Annotated in this window: 14 protein-coding genes and 2 pseudogenes; 14 read left to right on the top strand and 2 right to left on the bottom strand. The window is 38.8% G+C overall.

Annotated elements, in window-relative coordinates; genetic code table 11:
* Positions 1 to 51 precede the first annotated feature (51 nt).
* From AC04Q4_RS06570 to AC04Q4_RS06530, 9 genes and pseudogenes are all read left to right on the top strand, one after another.
* Positions 52 to 1,089: a RhuM family protein gene (locus AC04Q4_RS06570; protein WP_476388745.1), complete on the top strand. Its 1,038-nt coding sequence runs from the start codon at positions 52 to 54 to the stop codon at positions 1,087 to 1,089.
* Positions 1,090 to 1,425: 336 nt separating this feature from the next.
* Positions 1,426 to 1,782, top strand: a pseudogene (locus AC04Q4_RS06565) (23S rRNA (uracil(1939)-C(5))-methyltransferase RlmD); the annotation flags it as partial.
* 31 nt (positions 1,783 to 1,813) lie between these two features.
* On the top strand, positions 1,814 to 2,185 hold the full coding sequence (locus AC04Q4_RS06560) for a TnpV protein (RefSeq protein WP_173738477.1): 372 nt from the start codon (positions 1,814 to 1,816) through the stop codon (positions 2,183 to 2,185).
* Between the two features lie 814 nt (positions 2,186 to 2,999).
* A complete protein-coding gene (ltrA, locus tag AC04Q4_RS06555; RefSeq protein WP_173739191.1) occupies positions 3,000 to 4,265 on the top strand; it encodes a group II intron reverse transcriptase/maturase in 1,266 nt (421 codons plus the stop codon).
* Positions 4,266 to 4,410: 145 nt separating this feature from the next.
* Positions 4,411 to 5,085, top strand: coding sequence for a response regulator transcription factor (locus tag AC04Q4_RS06550; protein ID WP_014080778.1), 675 nt, complete (start codon positions 4,411 to 4,413; stop codon positions 5,083 to 5,085).
* On the top strand, positions 5,073 to 6,251 hold the full coding sequence (locus AC04Q4_RS06545; RefSeq protein WP_173739115.1) for a sensor histidine kinase: 1,179 nt from the start codon (positions 5,073 to 5,075) through the stop codon (positions 6,249 to 6,251). The genes AC04Q4_RS06550 and AC04Q4_RS06545 overlap by 13 nt, the downstream gene beginning before the upstream one ends.
* 116 nt (positions 6,252 to 6,367) lie before the next feature.
* Positions 6,368 to 7,438, top strand: a complete 1,071-nt coding sequence (locus AC04Q4_RS06540; protein ID WP_476388744.1) for an ABC transporter permease subunit — start codon at positions 6,368 to 6,370, stop codon at positions 7,436 to 7,438.
* Positions 7,435 to 8,091 carry a transporter gene (locus AC04Q4_RS06535; RefSeq protein ID WP_243873909.1) on the top strand — a complete coding sequence of 219 codons (657 nt, stop codon included), beginning with the start codon at positions 7,435 to 7,437 and terminating at the stop codon, positions 8,089 to 8,091. The genes AC04Q4_RS06540 and AC04Q4_RS06535 overlap by 4 nt, the downstream gene beginning before the upstream one ends.
* Before the next feature lie 3 nt (positions 8,092 to 8,094).
* A complete protein-coding gene (locus AC04Q4_RS06530) occupies positions 8,095 to 8,967 on the top strand; it encodes an ATP-binding cassette domain-containing protein (RefSeq protein WP_173739117.1) in 873 nt (290 codons plus the stop codon).
* 37 nt (positions 8,968 to 9,004) lie between these two features.
* On the opposite strand, the gene AC04Q4_RS06525 is transcribed toward AC04Q4_RS06530, so the two are convergent.
* Both AC04Q4_RS06525 and AC04Q4_RS06520 read right to left on the bottom strand, forming a co-directional pair.
* Positions 9,005 to 11,251: a tetratricopeptide repeat protein gene (locus tag AC04Q4_RS06525; protein ID WP_173739118.1), complete on the bottom strand. Its 2,247-nt coding sequence runs from the start codon at positions 11,249 to 11,251 to the stop codon at positions 9,005 to 9,007.
* A 401-nt stretch (positions 11,252 to 11,652) separates the two neighbouring features.
* Positions 11,653 to 11,757: pseudogene (locus AC04Q4_RS06520) on the bottom strand (type III toxin-antitoxin system CptIN family toxin); the annotation flags it as partial.
* A gap of 603 nt (positions 11,758 to 12,360) precedes the next feature.
* Here AC04Q4_RS06520 and AC04Q4_RS06515 point away from each other — a divergent pair.
* The 5 genes from AC04Q4_RS06515 (at position 12,361) to AC04Q4_RS06495 (ending at position 17,318) form a co-directional block, all read left to right on the top strand.
* Complete coding sequence (locus AC04Q4_RS06515; RefSeq protein WP_330594934.1) at positions 12,361 to 13,296, top strand: AraC family transcriptional regulator; 936 nt, start codon at positions 12,361 to 12,363, stop codon at positions 13,294 to 13,296.
* Between the two features lie 86 nt (positions 13,297 to 13,382).
* Positions 13,383 to 13,895 carry a hypothetical protein gene (locus AC04Q4_RS06510; RefSeq protein ID WP_173739119.1) on the top strand — a complete coding sequence of 171 codons (513 nt, stop codon included), beginning with the start codon at positions 13,383 to 13,385 and terminating at the stop codon, positions 13,893 to 13,895.
* 320 nt (positions 13,896 to 14,215) lie between these two features.
* Entirely contained in the window at positions 14,216 to 15,505 is a 1,290-nt protein-coding gene (locus AC04Q4_RS06505; protein ID WP_173739120.1) for an ABC transporter substrate-binding protein, read from the top strand.
* A 90-nt stretch (positions 15,506 to 15,595) separates the two neighbouring features.
* Positions 15,596 to 16,495, top strand: coding sequence for a carbohydrate ABC transporter permease (locus AC04Q4_RS06500; RefSeq protein ID WP_173739121.1), 900 nt, complete (start codon positions 15,596 to 15,598; stop codon positions 16,493 to 16,495).
* Positions 16,488 to 17,318: a carbohydrate ABC transporter permease gene (locus AC04Q4_RS06495; protein ID WP_173723223.1), complete on the top strand. Its 831-nt coding sequence runs from the start codon at positions 16,488 to 16,490 to the stop codon at positions 17,316 to 17,318. The genes AC04Q4_RS06500 and AC04Q4_RS06495 overlap by 8 nt, the downstream gene beginning before the upstream one ends.
* Positions 17,319 to 17,444: the final 126 nt, after the last annotated feature.

Below are 17,444 nucleotides of genomic sequence, written 5' to 3'. Positions count from 1 at the left end.
TTGTGATTTTCAATTGGTGAAATGAGAAGAAACCAGAAGGAGGTCTCTTATTTGAAAAAGAAAAAAGATGAAATAACCATCCGTTCCAGCGCTGCAGAATATTTGACTTATGTTGCTTCTGTCGGTGATCAGCAGGACAGCATTGAGATGCGCTATGAGGATGAGAATATATGGCTGACACAGAAGATGATGGCCACGTTGTACGATGTGGATGTTCGCACCATAAATTATCATGTAAAAAAAATCTTCAGTGATAGCGAATTACAAGAGGATTCAGTTATCCGAAAATTTCGGATAACTGCCGCTGACGGAAAAAGCTACAGCACAAATCACTATTCCTTGGAGATGATTATTGCAGTAGGCTTTAAAGTAAATTCAGAGCGTGCGGTTCAGTTCCGTAAATGGGTCAATCAAATTGCCAAGGACTACACCATCAAAGGCTGGGTTATGGATGACGAACGTCTAAAAAATGGTGGATCAGTGCTTACAACAGAATATTTTGATCGTTTGCTTGAGCAGATTCGTGAGATCCGTTTATCTGAGCGTAGATTCTATCAGAAGATAACGGACATCTATGCTACAGCTCTTGATTACGACCGCACATCCAAAACAACAAAGCAGTTTTTTTCCAAGGTGCAGAACAAGATGCATTATGCAGTTCACGGACATACGGCAGCAGAGTTGATTTATGAGCGAGCAGATGCTGATAAGCCACATATGGGGCTGACCACGTGGGCAGCAGCACCGGAAGGAAAGATTGTAAAAAGTGATGTGAGTGTTGCGAAGAATTATCTTTCAGAGCAGGAAATGCGTTCATTAGAGCGTATCGTTTCTGCTTATCTGGATCTGGCCGAGGATCGTGCAGAACGTCACATTCCGATGACAATGGAGGACTGGGCAAAGCGTCTGGATCTATTCCTGATGGCTGATGACAGAGAGGTCCTTCAGGATGCAGGAAAGATCACGGCAGAGATTGCCAAGGCTAGAGCCGAGACTGAATTTGAAAAGTATCGTGTTATTCAGGACAGATTGTTCATGTCTGACTTTGATAAATACATGTTGGAACTGGAAGAGAATGCGAAGAAGTAATAGGATCGGTCCTCTCTTTCAATGCTGGATTTTCAGGTATGATAAGGTCGAGTGCATGGAAACCTGGCTATCAGTTAGGACGAAAAATAGCTGTTGACCTGTTTTTGTAGGAAGAACGGACAAGGTTGAGGCGATGGAGGTTCCTTGCAAAATTTGACTTTTATGTTTGAATCACTATAATAGTAGAAACGAATAAAAAAGTTGAACTTTTTCCGTGAACAGGCGAGGTTTAGGCTGTGATATGGATAGCGGAATGTATCAAGAATTTTCTGCTACAGAATTTGTAGATATGTTTCCGCAAACAAACGGAGATATTTTGGTACATACCATATTAGTCTGGATAGGTTCCCGATGACCGACATCAATCCGGACCTATCGAGCCATGTGGAGACGGTTGTTCTTTTGTCCCAACAAAAACCAGATGACACGATAGAGATCGACTTAGACCTGGACGAGCTGGATGCCACCAGTGCCGAGTTGAAAGCAACCTATCAGGAAATCAAAGATTATGTGCTGAAAGAATTTGGCTTGAAGGTTTCAAGTTTATATATTTCTCAGGTAAAACGCAAATGTGGAATTGAAGTGGGAGAAAACTATAATCTTCCAAAATCAGAAAATGCAAGAGTTCCGAAATGCCCGAAAGAGAAAGAAGATGCTATCAAGGCTGCCCTGAAATATTATGCGATGATCTAAGGACATCGCTGATTTCAAGGAGGAATAACACATGAAAAGTACATTTGAAAAAATGGGTGGAACCTACACACTTGGCGCAGACGGAATTTACTATCCGAATCTTGTCAGTACAGATGAAGAACCGCATTATGGGAAATATGGAATGATGCGGAAAACATATCTGAAAGAGTATCGTCCGGCAATGTATTCACTGTATATGCTGGAAGACAGACTGACAGAACATCTGAATACTGTGGACGATGAAGCACAGGAGAGAATGGATATTCTTGTGCGTCAGATGATGGATAGGCAGGGCATTACGGAAGAATTGAAAGTTCGTGATCAGATGAAATGGGTCAGAGCGATAAATGGTATTCGTAATATGGCGGAAGAGATTGTGTTAAATGAATTGATTTACAGGTAAACAAAGAGCTGAACAGGTAGGAAGAAAAATCCTATTTGTTCAGCTTCTGCATTTGTAAGGGTTCAAAGAAGAATCAAATTACAATTCCATATCAGGTGACCTTTTCTAAGTTCCGGAAGGTTGTTTTTTCTGCCATGGTTATAAGTTACACAGATTTAATTATTCCATAGTATGGCTTAAAAAATATCCGAATATAACTTCACAGAAATAATTATAATGGGGAGATTATTTGATATATTTGTGCTAATATTCTGCAATTCTACTGCTAGTCGATTGATTTATGCGTACTCCCATTATAATATGTGTGCAGGAGGTGTGCGCCAGTTCGGTGCCAAATATATAACTGGTGGGAATCCAGTCTGGTAAGACCTAGCAAGTCGCCAGTACCGAGTCCTTGGAACGCCAAAGGCTAACAATGGTGTTTAAGCGTAGGGCAGGGAACAGGAAAGCCGTAATGCGTAAGCGTGAAGTGATTGAGCTTCGTTAGAAATATCAATTGTGTGGGGTGGTCTGCTACCTCCTTGGGTCACCAACAAGGATTAGTCGTTAAAGCGAGACTATGAAAACACACCGGAGTCCTAGAGCATGGCATACCTGATATCGTTATATTTGACATACCTGGGAGACCTGGATGGTTCTGTACATGAGACAGTAGGGAATATCGACCAATGCAATGGTGAGTATGAACGAAGACCATCGAGGAGTCGGATTCGTCCATAGTACTGATGAAAGCAGTAATGACGCTGGAGGGAAGGGACGGACAATAAGTTGCTTTTGCAATCAAAACATAGAGAGCACAGGAGGCATAAAATCTATGGAAAAAGAGAAAGCAGAAATAGCCAGTCTCGTAGAAAGATATGGCAGAGTTCAGTCGCTAATGAAATATGTCAACAGTGACACACTCAAAGAGTCCTACAGCAAACAACCCAAAGGGAAAGCAGTAGGAGTGGATGGAATAACCAAGGAGCAATACGGAGAGAACTTAGAAGAAAACATAGAGAGCCTGCTTGTCAGAATGAAGAAGTTTTCTTATAAGCCATATCCCGTGCGCAGAGCTTATATCCCAAAAGGTAGTGGCAAGATGCGAGGACTCGGCATTCCGTCATTTGAGGATAAAGTCGTTCAAGGTGTCTTTAAAGAGATACTGGAAGCGATTTACGAGCCTAAGTTCAAGGAGTTTTCATTTGGGTTTCGTCCAAACAGAAGTTGTCACGATGCCATTCAAAGAGTAAACAAACACATCATGGCAGACAAGGTCAATTACATTTTAGATGCAGACATCAAGGGATTCTTTGATAACCTAGACCATGAGTGGATGATAAAATTTCTTGAGCATGACATAGCAGATAAGAACTTTATCAGATATATCAAGAGATTTCTGATAGGGGGAGTTATGGAGGATGGTAAGCGACTGGATACAGAAGCTGGAACAGTACAGGGCGGTCTGATTTCGCCAGTGCTGGCAAATGTGTATCTGCACTATACCTTAGATACATGGTTTGATTATGTGAAAAAGCATGAGTTTAAGGGAGAAATGTACATGGTACGCTACGCAGATGATTTTGTATGTCTGTTCCAATACGAGAATGAAGCACAAAGGTTTTATCAGCTTCTGATAGAAAGACTGCGTAAATTCGGTCTTGAAATTGCAGAGGATAAAAGCAGAATTCTACCATTTGGCAGATACAAGGGAACAAAGGAATCCTTTGACTTTCTCGGCTTTACACACTACAATGCGACAAGTCACTGGGGCAAGTACTGTGTACTGCATAGAACAAGCAGGAAGAAGCTGAAAATGAAAAGAGAAGCAGTCAAGAAATGGTTATGGGAGCATATGCACGAAAGCATAGCCGATACCATAGAAGCGTTGAATGTGAAACTGACGGGGCATTACAGATACTATGGAATCTATGGGAACTACATAGGTTTGCAAAAGTATTACAAATATGTGAGACAGGAGTTATGGAAAAGCAAGAGACGCAGAGACCAAACGTATTGGCTGACGTGGAAGAAATATATGAATATCCTAAAGATACATCCAATGGAGTATCCAAGGATATATCTGAAAAGTGCTTATTAGGTAAATGTCTTATTGAAGAGCCGTATGCCTTAATAGGGCACGTGCGGTTCTGTGAGGGGCTTTTGAGACTTGAACCTCTCATCGCAAAACAATATATGGTGAAAGGATGTGAAAAAGTCGAGACAAAGTCTACTCGACGGTTTGGATGAAATACAAGATTTTAGTTGTCGATGATGATAAAGAATTGGTGAAAATGCTTTGTAGTTATTTTAATATGAAACAATATGAAACCATTACGGCTACAGATGGAATGGAAGCATTAAATAAAATAAAAATGAAACCGGATATTATTTTATTGGATATCAACATGCCACGTATGGATGGGATTGAAGTATGTCGTCTGATACGCAGTAAAGTGTTATGTCCGATTTTGTTTCTAACAGCAAGAGTTGATGAAGATGATAAAATTAATGGGTTGCTTTCGGGTGGGGATGATTATATTACGAAACCATTTAGTCTTCGGGAGTTGGAAGCAAGGATTGTCACAAACATAAAGAGAGAAGAAAGGCATCAACAAAAAACGGAATACCGTTTTATGGATGAAATGCTGATTGATTATTCTGAAAAAATAGTAGCTATAGCTGGACACAGGATGGAGTTCACAAAAATTGAATATCAGATTATTGAATTCTTATCCATGCATCCAGGGCAGGTGTTTGATAAAGAACGTATATATGCACAAGTCTGTGGATATGATGCGGAAGGGGACAGTAGAACGATAACGGAATTAGTACGGCGTATAAGGAAAAAAATAGCGGATTATTCAGAAAAAGAATACATAGAAACCGTATGGGGGATTGGATACCGATGGAAAAAATAAGAAACTTGTCACTGAAAAAAACAATTCTGCTTTATTTTGTGATCAGCTTAACGGCAGCATTTCTGTTATCTGGATTTACAGTTCATTTTGCAGGAAATATGCAGAATAAAATATGGGAAAAATATATTGATTATGCAGATTATACGGACGTGTTTCAGCAATATGGAAAGAAATACGAGATTGAGATATCAAGACCTAATCAATCGCAGATGAATCGTTTGGACTATCATCTTTCGGAAATGTGTGACTTTATGGAAACATATTCGGTACTGATTTTTTCGATTGTTGGGAGTGTTGCTGCGGTATTCTTTTTTTATAAAAATAAGTTAAAGACACCTCTACAGGAACTAAAAGATGCCTCACAAATGATTGCAGATAATGAACTGGATTTTCATGTGTCCTATGAAAATAAAGATGAGATGGGAACTTTGTGTAAAGAATTTGAAATGATGCGAAGTGCTTTAGCAGATAACAACGGAAAGATGTGGCGAATGATTGATGACGAGAAGGCTTTGCGGAATGCAATTGCACATGATATACGTTCTCCACTTTCCATATTGCGAGGGTATCAGGAAATGCTCTTAGAGTTTGTTTCTTCTGAGAGTATAAAAACAGAGGATGTTATTGATATCTTACAAACAGGCATGTATCAGATTGACCGTATAGAGCATTTCACGGAAAACATGAGAAAAATGTCCCATTTAGAACAGAGGGAACTGCAATGCTCAGAGATAGAATTATCGGAACTGGCAAAAAAGATTGAGGCAGAAGCTGCCATGCTGTCCAAGAAGGAAAGTAAATTATGTAAGGTAGAAAGAGTGCAGGAACAAAACATTGTGAAAGTGGATGAGGAACTTGTCATGGAAGTGACAGACAACTTACTGGAAAATGCGGTTCGATATGCACAAAAAAGTATTGCTTTGCAGATAAAGAAAAAGGATGGTTTTCTTATAATTTCTGTTGAAGATGATGGAATAGGATTCGTGGATACTGAGGAAAAAGTAACAGAGCCATTTTATCATAAGAATCCACAAGATGATTTAAAGCATTTTGGTCTTGGTATGTATATTTCTCGTATTTTCTGTGAAAAGCATGGAGGAAATTTGAAAATATATAATGCCAGACAAGGCGGTGCTCATGTAGAAGCTCTTTTCAAAGCTGAATAAAAATACTTTATAAGGCTGAAATCACAAATAAAGTGGTTTTAGTCTTTTTTGTTGTGAATTTATTGAGAATTGATTTGTATGATGTTGTTAAAGAAATAAAGAAAGGAAGAGATACAATGAAAACAATCATAAAAAGAAGTATACTTGATTATTTAAAGAACCCTGTTTTGTGGATTGGCTTGATTATTATAGTTGCCAGTATGTATCAATGTCTGTCATCGTATTTGCAAATTCATTATATCAAACAGAATGAACAGGTCACACAAAATGACGTAGCATTGGAAGATGCTGATGTCATGGATGGGTACATTCCCACATCTGATGATAAAGAAAGAAGAAGGGAGTGGGAAGATACAATCAAAGAGACGTTAATGGACACCTCCCAAAATGGTTTTGGATTTAGCAGGCAGGAAGCGGATCATGTAATGAAAGAAATTCAGAATATGGATGTAAAGACTGCTTCTGAGTTTTTGGAATCCCAATATGGCTATTATAATGCAATATATGCTTATGAGGACCTTGAAATTCATAAGGGGACAGCAGAAGAAATCAATCATTATATCGAGCGGAAATTATCCGAACATTCTTTTTCCTGGTACTTTGCCAAAAAATTTACGGATTTTGCAGGATTGCATATGGCCTTTTTTGCAACAGTCTTGCTATCATTTTTATTTATTCAGGATACACGAAAAAATACCTATGAATTATTACATACAAAGCCTGTTACAGCAATTCAATATATATGCGGGAAAGTAATCAGCGGATTCATTAGTATGTTGGGCGTATTAGTGATGTTGAATGTTATATTCTTTATGCTGTGTTTGAAAACATCTTTAGAATCAGGCTTTCCGGTAACACCAATTGATTTTTGCGTGAATTCTCTGATCTATATTGTGCCGAATCTTTTGATGATATGTTGTGTCTATACAATTACAGCATTAATATTTAAAAATCCGCTTCCGGCAGCACCAGTTTTGTTTTTACACATTATATATTCAAATATGCTGACCAAGAAGAATGATATTTATTATATGAGACCGTTCTCTATTATGGTGCGATTTCCTGGCAGGTTTTTTGAAACACATGCAGCCAAAATGTCAAATATAAATCAGATTATGCTTGTGATCTCATCTGTTATATTAGTATGTATTTCTGTCATAATCTGGAAAAGGAGGAGGGTTCATTGAAAACGGAATTAAAAAACTGCCTGTCATTATATAAGATTTTTTATTCATGTGCATTTATACTGATATTGTGTGTTATTCATCCGATTATATACTATGAAGAAATCGGTTCAGCAATTCAGTCTCCAATAGCATTTTTAACAATTATTTTTTGTAGTGACACATATTTGATGGAAGTAAAAAGTAAGCGTGCCGATGTATTTCATTTGTATGATCAAAAAAAGCAGTTAAAAGTAATATCGCAGAGAGTGGGCGTTCAAATATTATATTTATTAATACTTTCCTGTGTTGGATATGTTTTGTTTTTCTGGCAAAAACCGAGCAGTGTAAACGAAGGCATTTCGGGTATTCAGATATTTCTTTTATATTTCATTGCAATGTTTGGAACTATCTGGTTTTGGAGTATATGCTCTGTGATTTTGTGTACATTGCTTCGAAATATGTGGGCAGGTATTGGATGTTTATTTGGAATTGTCATTGGACTTATATCAAAAGCGGGAAGTTCATTTTTCGGAAATCTGGGATTGTTTTCTTTCAGCTTTTGTGAACCTACTCAATTAATGTCCGAGAGTTGGATTTATGGAACGCTTGTGTCTTTTATAGTGGGTCTGTTTTTATTTGCAGTATTACCAATGGCTTTAAAGAAAAGAGGATAGATTATGAGTATTAGAATAAATGATTTAACAGTTAGATTTAAAAATGGTGTAGTTGCAGTAAATAAGGCATCTCTTGAAATACCTAAGGGAATTTACGGACTTTTGGGTGAGAATGGTGCTGGAAAAACCACTTTGATGAGGGTTCTTACAACCGTTTTAAAACAAACGGAAGGAATGGTTTCCATTGATGGAATTCTGTATAACGAGGGAAATTATGAGAAAATACAGAAAAAGATTGGTTATCTTCCACAGGAAATCGACTTATATCCGAATCTTACGGTGAAAGAATGTCTTGTATATATGGGGGGACTGTCAGGAGTATCCAGAAACGACCTCGAACAAAGAATTACCTATTATCTGGAAAAGACTTCTCTTACAGAGCATCAGAATAAAAAAATGCGGCAATTATCTGGTGGTATGAAGAGACGTGTCGGACTCATACAGGCACTTCTTAATAATCCGGATTTTTTGATTATTGATGAACCAACAACTGGGTTAGATCCGGAAGAAAGAATCAGGATCCGCAATCTTCTGGTTGATTTTTCAAAGGATAGAACTGTGCTGTTTTCCACTCATGTAGTAGAAGATTTAGCAGCAACCTGTACACAGCTTGCCATTATGAAAAAGGGAAGTTTTTTATATTCTGGAAGCGTGAGTGGGTTGCTGGAAAATGCAAAGGGCTGTGTTTGGAATTGTACGGTACAAAATGCAGAAGAAGCCCGTTTGTTAGAAGCCAATTATTCTATATCATCTAAGCAGTATGTAGAAAATGGAATTCATATGAAAATATTAAGCAAAGGAAAGCCAAATGAGAATTGTGTCCTGGATAATGATATCACTTTGGAAGATGCATATATTTATTTGACGAATAGTTGAATATAACGGCGGGCAACTTGCCCGCCGTAAATTATGCTTATTTTGTTAAAAGACCGGATAGATTTTTTCCAATGCAAAATCCAATCTGTGGATATAACTCCTGAATTTCCTGATATTTTGCTTCAATCATTTCTGGTTCATCAGCCCAGATCTTTTCATATATTTTGAAAGCTCTTTTAAAATGTGTTTTGGCTTGCGGAAGATTGGCAGTCATCAGATAAATGGTTCCAAGGGTTTCCTGTACTTTGGCATAATCCAGACAGTGATCGGAATGGTATTCCTTGATGATGCCGGATAATTTTTGCAATTCGGAGATTCCTCTTTCGGGTTCCTGCTGTTCTGTCAGGAACATTGCATAATTGGCAATCTGAGGTATGCTGTCATTTATATGAAGCAGGTTAAATTGGTCAAGCAGTGAGATACTTTTTTCCATGTGTTCTCTTGCAAGATCGGGATGACCGTTTATGCGGTAAAGTCCACCGAGATTGGCATGAAGGTTGGAAACAAGACGAGCATTGTCAGCAGTGATATTTTCTATCTGGGCAAGTGCATCCTTTTCCAGTTTTATTGCTTTTTCAGGTTTGGTTTCAAGGGTTGCTTGAAAATCCAGTAATAACGCCCGGTCAGAGTTGGTGCCAATGCTTTTTGTCTTTAACAGCACCTTCAGTTCCTGAATGATTCCCTTCATACCTTTGTGATAGTTATAGTTATCCATGTATGGAAATGCATTTTCCAGAAAAAGCAGATACTTTGGCATATCATCTTTTTCAATCAATTCTATGATATTTCCGATTGTTTGAAATAGCTTTTTATAATAATCTACTTCCATTCCATGCATTAAACATATGTGCTGTAAAGAATCCAGCAACGTGTGACAACTACTTACAGATGGTTTTGTCTCTGAAAGGGTGATTTCCTGAATCATCAGATGCAGAGAGATAGTGCGACGTGTTGTTGTCTGAACGAAACCAGTCTCAATTAAATCGTTGATTTCATTTAGTGTGGACAGTTCCAGCCATTTGGCAAATATACGGGCAGAAATACCGGTGGAAGGAAGAAAGCACATATTACACATGATATCCTGCTGTTTAAGAGATAAAGTGTATAAAGAAAACAGCGTATGGATATGACTATAATAGGTGGCTTTGCTGCTTTGTCCATCTTTGATTATTTTAATTTTATCTTCGTTATGGAAAGATGCTTTTTCCACCTGAAGTCTTGTTAATAACTGGTCTGGAGTCGAGATTCCATTTTCCAGAAGTTTTGCTGCCAGTTCCACGGCAAAAGTATGAGAGTGAACAGTTTCGATGATCTTTTCAACTGTTGTCCGGTACGTGTCTGCCTCTGAATAAAATGCTGATGCCAGCTGGAAGAGAGCGTTCATGTCCTCTATTTCTTTTAATGGCAGAGTACAGTATTCATCCAGTTTGCTTCTGGTTGTAAACAAAATCTGGCAGCGATATTTTAATACTACTGACAGAAAGCTGTCCTGTGTGGCAGTGACATTAAAATTATCTATGATAAGCAGAGTATCAGATTTCAGGGAACGCAGGAAACGGTTATGTCTTTGAAACCGTTCCTGTTCAGTGCTTTCCGGAAGATCGTCAATAAAATCCATGTCAGTAATATCCTGATGAAGATTGCCGGTATATTCTACATAAAGGATATTGGTGTATTGCTTTATGTACCGCTTTGCGTAGGCTTTGGCAAGTTCACTTTTTCCGATTCCGGCGATTCCGCAAAGAAAAACATGACGGTTTTCCTCAAGCATGGTATATAATTCTTCCAGTTCTTTATCTCTTCCGATAAAATGACGGCATGGTTTCGGAACCTCACTGTCCATAATATAATCCAGCACAATGGGGGATAAAGCACCTCCGGCGAGCAGCTTCTGATTTTTGGTATTACGTTTGATGAATTGGCGTCCCATGCCAAAAGAAATCAGTTTTGCAAGGAACAGCAGTCTTGAACTGGCTGGTTTATATAAGGGAGTCAGATTTTTCTTTTTCGCATTTGAGATGCTGTCATCCTGAATGAATAAAGTGTAAATATCTTGTATAGCCATATTACAGTCAGACATCAGTGGAAGAAGATTCTGGTGGATGGTATGGGCTAATTTTTCCTGATTGGATGGCTTGGAATAGTAAGCGGATATTTTAGGACTGATCTTTGCTTGACCAGTCAGCCAACGACAAACCAGACCATTATCCATAGAAAAATCTTGATTTGCCGGATCATCCATAAAATCTTCAAATAATTCGTATAAAAAATCAGGCTGACTCATTTGATTACTTTCGCTGATATGATTTTTTAAGCAAGTGCTAATAGAAGAAAAATCGCATCGATTCAATAGAAATTCCCCTTTCGTAGTTAAGATTGAGTATATCTATCATAACACGAACATACATTCGATTCAAGAAAATACGGATATTTTTAAATTGATTGTGTCAATTTACAATCAATTTCTATTCAATGTGGTTTTCCGGCAAGTTCTGTAAAATAAGCTCAGATCAAAACAATAACGGGAGGAGCTTATGCAACAGAATATTGAATTTGAGCGGTGCATTGATTTTCTGGTACGGATGATTGATAAGTACGGCGAAGAAGTCCTCCGGGAGTTGGAGGAAGAACAATCGTTAGGCACTTTCCATATTTAGCCATTTGTTTATCGTGTATTGCTTTAAACTTTTCTACACGAGAACTGAGTGGAACCATCCATAACAGAGAAGTTTTACTATCACGCAGACAATAAAAAATAGGGCGGTATGCACCGCCTTCTTTGTTCTGCATTAAGTTGGAATCCTGTACTTTTTCAAAGTATTCATCTTTAATATGGTAAACGTATCCTTCTTGATATATCATATTCATCACCTATAAAATAAGCCCTGCCATGCGGCAGGGCCGAAATTTTCGAGCCGGACATTTATTAGACGCTTCCGGTGAGCGAACAATATTTTCGAGCCGATCACTTATAAGCCGCCAACGGTGGGCAAACAATATTTTCGATGACAGAAATCCCGTCTCTATCATTCTTATATGGTTGTGGCGAAAATATGTCAATAAAAATAGAAAATTTACGTAAATCAAAAAATATTGATGAAGTCTACCAATCAGTGTTTTTTCGTTGTATAATGCTTTTGTCGTACAGAGTCACTTTCCTTTGTAATGTTTTCAGCAAATTCATTATACATCAGAAAGCCCTGTGCGATATTTTTTTATGAAAAAGTTGTAAAGTGGTGTTATTTTACCTTATCGCAAAAAAATCGGCTTAAATCTTAGTATTATTAGCGCGAATTATTTTTACCTTTCAAAACTGTACGTTTGTTATGCAGGTTGCTTTTTTTTATAGTTAGCTGTAAGATAACAGGAAGACTTGAATACGGAGGAATATCTGTGGCAAAAAAACGAAAACCTAAAATGGAGCTCCGATACTATAAGATGCCGGAGGGGAGTCCGATACTGGCTCTTTTGGGACAGAAATGGATCCAGAATTATGGAAATGATGTGGATTACCTTCATTTTCACAATTATCTGGAGATAGGCTTTTGCTATGAAGGACAGGGATTTCTGATCCTGGGAGAGGATAAGGTCCGGTTTCATGGCAGGGAACTTACAGTGATTCCACAGAACTATCCCCACACGACCAACAGCGATCTGGGAACGATCAGCAGATGGGAATATCTTTTTATTGATGTGGAAGGGTTTATGGATAGGTTAATTGATAATTCAGCAAAAAAAGAAAAAATAGTTCAGCGGATCAATTCCAGAGCTCTTTTTCTGAACGAAACGGATAACAGCTCAATGGCAGGTAAGGTTCTCAAAATCCTGAATATCATGAGGGATGGGGAAGAATTTTATCTGGAAGAGGCCAAGGGGATTCTGGCATCACTCCTGGTAGAGATTGCCAGGGTCAACAGAATTTCAGGAGAAGAGAAATATAGTGAAGATAAAGGAAAGATTACAGATCTGATTTCGCGTTGCCAGGATTATATTTCGGATCATTACATGGAGGATATCCGTATTGATGAATTGGCGGAGCACTGCCATATCAGTGAGACGCACCTTCGACGTATCTTTACATCGTATATGAAAATGAGCCCGCTGGAATATATCAACACCATACGTATCCAGGCGGCCTGTGATTATCTTAAGAAAACAGACCAGCCTATTGCAGATGTGGCACACAAATGCGGTTTCACCACCAATTCCACATTCAACCGGAATTTCAGACAGATTACAGGGATGACACCTCTGGAGTGGAGAAAACGTCCGGAGAATTATGAACAGCAGCTTCTGAAATTTGATATCCACTCTGAGGAAGGGTGGTAGCAAATAAATACATGGATCTGATGTGAAAGAAAAGCATAATACATATAAAAATGCTGTATCGGCACATCAGACGGAAAGAGGTAGAAATGTACGACTACAGAATCGTGGAACAGGTCTCACGAAAAAAGAAACATATGTCAGGAGCACTCCGGAAAGTGATGGTGATTTTTGCTGCTCTTTTTGTGCTGATGGGAATTACTATTTCCCAGGCATTTATGCTTCCCGGATTCCTCCTTGCACTTCTCTATTTTGTGTACGATATTTTCAGTCAGAGGGATTATGAATATACCATGGAGAATGGTGAACTTACCATTGATGTGATCTATGGAAAAAAATACCGAAAAACAGCCCATGTGCTGAAACTGGAAGATATGGAAGTGACAGCTCCCCACTGGCATGAAAAAGTATCAAAATACAAAAAGAACACAGGAACAGAGAAACTGAAAAAATATGATTACACATCTTATGAAGACGATGTACCGTACTACACTATGATCATAAAAGAGGACGGACAGAAGATAAAATTGCTCCTTGATCTGACAGAAGAAATGCTCCACACAATAAAAACACAGTTTCCAGAAAAGGTTTATTTTGCATAATATGTGGAAATGTTTGTAAAATATGTACAAAAAACAATGAAAAAATTTATGAAATAGAGACAAAGGCCTTCTTTTTTGACGAAAAGCTTCTACAAAATGTCGAAAAAGAAGGTTTTTCTTTGCCGTAACAACGAAAGAATAATTGGAAAATGATAAAAATGTATAAAAAAGAACTTTAACATGAGAATTAATAGTGCAAAACTGATAAAATGGTTGAAATTGCACATTATATGAACGATTCTGCAAACTATAGAGGAAATACGGATGCTATAATCCATTCATAAGCAAACGGGAAATGCTTAATAAAGGAGGAAAAGTAAATGAAGAAAAAATTACTCGCAGTATTAATGACAGGTATCATGGCAATGTCTTTTGCTGCAACTACTACAGCAGTATATGCAAAAGGTGATGACGATAACACCCTGACTGTATGGGCATGGGATCAGAACTTCAACATCAAGGCTATGAATATTGCAGGTGAGCAGTATGCAAAGGATCACGAAGGATTCAAGGTTGATGTAGTTGAGACATCTTCTGATGACTGCCAGACCAAACTTACAACAGCAGCAAACGCCGGAGATTACAGCTCACTTCCGGACATCGTTCTGATGCAGGACAACAGCTATCAGAAATATCTGAAGAGTTATCCGGATGCTTTCACAGATCTGAAGGATATGGATATCAACTGGGATGATTTCGGAAAACTGAAACAGTCTTACTCCATGGTAGATGACACACATTACGGAGTTCCGTTTGATAACGGTGCAGCAATTGCCTGCTATCGTACAGATATCCTGGAAGAAGCAGGATATACCATTGATGATCTTACAGATATCACATGGAGCAAATTCATGGAGATCGGAAAAGACGTTCACGAAAAAACAGGTAAATATCTCCTTACAAGTGAAGCAACAGGTGGCGATACTCTGATGATGATGATCCAGTCCTGTGGAGCAAACTTCGTAAATGATGACGGAGAGGCTTATATCGTTGGCAACGATGCAGCAGAGAAATGCGTAGATCTTTATGTGGATCTTGTAAAGAACAATGTTGTTAAATTAGTAAATAACTGGGATGAGTACATCTCCACAATCACAGGCGGAGAGGCTGCCGGTATCGTTAACGGTAACTGGATCACAGCTACACTGATGGGAACAGAGGATCAGAAGGGTCTGTGGCAGATCACAACAATGCCGAAAGTTGACGGCGTTGATACAGCTACAAACTATGCAAACAATGGCGGATCTTCCTGGTACATTACATCCAACTGCAAGAATGTAGAGCTTGCTGAGGACTTCCTTGCAAGTACATTTGGTTCCAGCACAGACTTCTATGATGCAATCCTTCCGGAAACAGGAGCAATTTCCTGCTACCTGCCGGCTGGTGAGTCTGAAGTTTACAATGAGCCAAGCGAGTTCTTCAATAACCAGCCGATCTTCTCAACAATTGTAGAGTACTCTTCACACATTCCGGAATTTACAAAAACTCCGTACCACTATGAGGCAAGAGAGTGCATCAACACAGCTGTTGTTAATATTGTAAACGGCGCAGATAAAGAATCTGCACTTCAGGAAGCACAGGATACACTGGCATTCAAGATGACAGAGTAAAGCTGAAATATTAATGAAATACAGAGCAGGGGACTGCATGCAGTCCCTTGTCTTATGTAAAGGTTTAGATGTTTGAAAGGAGGAGTTCCTGTGAATTCCAAAAAAAGTGGCATGTCTCTGGTAGCGAAACAAAGAGCGGCCGGCTGGATCTTTCTGGCACCGGCAACCATTATGATCGCTGTCATGAGTTTTTATCCGATGATCCGTGCATTTATCATTTCTTTACAGACAGGTGCCGGAGCAAACATGAGGTTTGCGGATCCGATCTTCAGTAACTATAAACGTATTATGATGGATAAAGTATTCCAGCAGTCCATTGTCAATACATTTCTGTATCTTATTATCCAGGTGCCGATCATGCTGATCCTTGCGATCCTGCTCGCACAGCTTCTGAATAACAAAGATCTGAAATTCAAAGGATTTTTCCGTACATGTGTATTTCTTCCATGTGCGACATCTCTTGTATCTTATTCCCTGATCTTCCGTTCCATGTTTGCAACAGATGGTCTGATCAACAGTATCCTGATCAAACTTGGAATTTTAACAACCGGTTATAACTTCCTTGGAAACTCCACAAGTGCAAAGATTGTAATTATCATCGCGCTGATCTGGAGATGGACCGGATATAACATGGTATTTTATCTTGCAGGACTTCAGAATATCGAATATTCCGTATATGAGGCAGCAAAGATTGATGGAGCCAACGGCTGGAAGACTTTCTGGAAAATTACAGTACCGCTTCTGAAACCGACGATCATCATGACATTCATCATGTCTATTAACGGTACACTGCAGTTGTTCGATGAGTCTGTCAACCTGACAAAAGGCGGCCCGGCTAACTCAACCATCACAATGTCTCACTATGTTTACAATACATGCTTTATTAATGTGCCAAACTTCGGATATGCTGCAGCAATGTCGTTTATCATATTTATCATGGTAGCTATCCTGGCCTTTATCAATTTGAAAGTAGGTGATACACGTGACTGAGAAAAAGAATAAATCCGCGATCCAGAGAAGATTGATCCCTACATATATTTTCCTGATCATCGTATCATTTATCTCTGTATTTCCGTTATACTGGATGATCTCTGCAGCAACCAATACATCCACAGATGTATCCAGAGGCCGGATTCTTCCGGGTACATATTTTATGCAGAACTTTAAGAACCTGACAGCACAGCAGCCGCTGTGGAGAGCACTTGGAAACTCTCTGTTTTATGCGGTACTGACTACTGTTATCTGTCTTCTGATCTGCTCTATCGCAGGTTATGGATTTGAGGTATATCATGACAGATGGAAAGACAGACTGTTCTCCATCCTGCTTCTTGCAATGATGGTTCCTCAGGTTGCCACAATGGTTCCGTTATTTAAGATGTTCTCCAAAGCAGGCCTCTTAAATACAGCGGTAGGTTTTATCCTTCCGATCATTTCCACACCATTTATGATCATGATGTTCCGTCAGAATGCAAGAGCATTCCCGATCGATATCATTGAAGCAGCTCGTATTGACGGATTAAGTGAGGTAAGGATCTTTTTCCAGATGTTTATTCCGACTATGAAATCTACATATGCGGCAGCAGCAGTTATCACATTCATGAATGCGTGGAACTCGTATCTGTGGCCGAAGGTAATCATGACAGACAACAAGGCAATGACAATGCCGATGCTGATCGCCAACCTGATTACAGGCTATGTAACGGATTATGGTATGCTGATGTGCGGTGTATTATTCTGCTCCATCCCGACTATGATCGTGTTCTTCGTATTACAGAAACAGTTCGCAGAAGGTATCACAGGAGCTGTTAAATAAGAGTTACTGCGAAGTGAACAGTAACAAATAAGAGTCAAATTCAAAAGGATGCTGTCGAAATCTGTAGGTATATTGTATAATATGCTTCAAGTGGATCACGCAGCATCCTTTTTATAAAGTGTCATA

It is taken from the genome of Blautia sp. HA8986 (genome assembly GCF_056504635.1).
The sequence above is the reverse complement of the archived record's forward strand: the minus strand, read 5'-3'. Positions and strand labels throughout refer to the sequence as shown.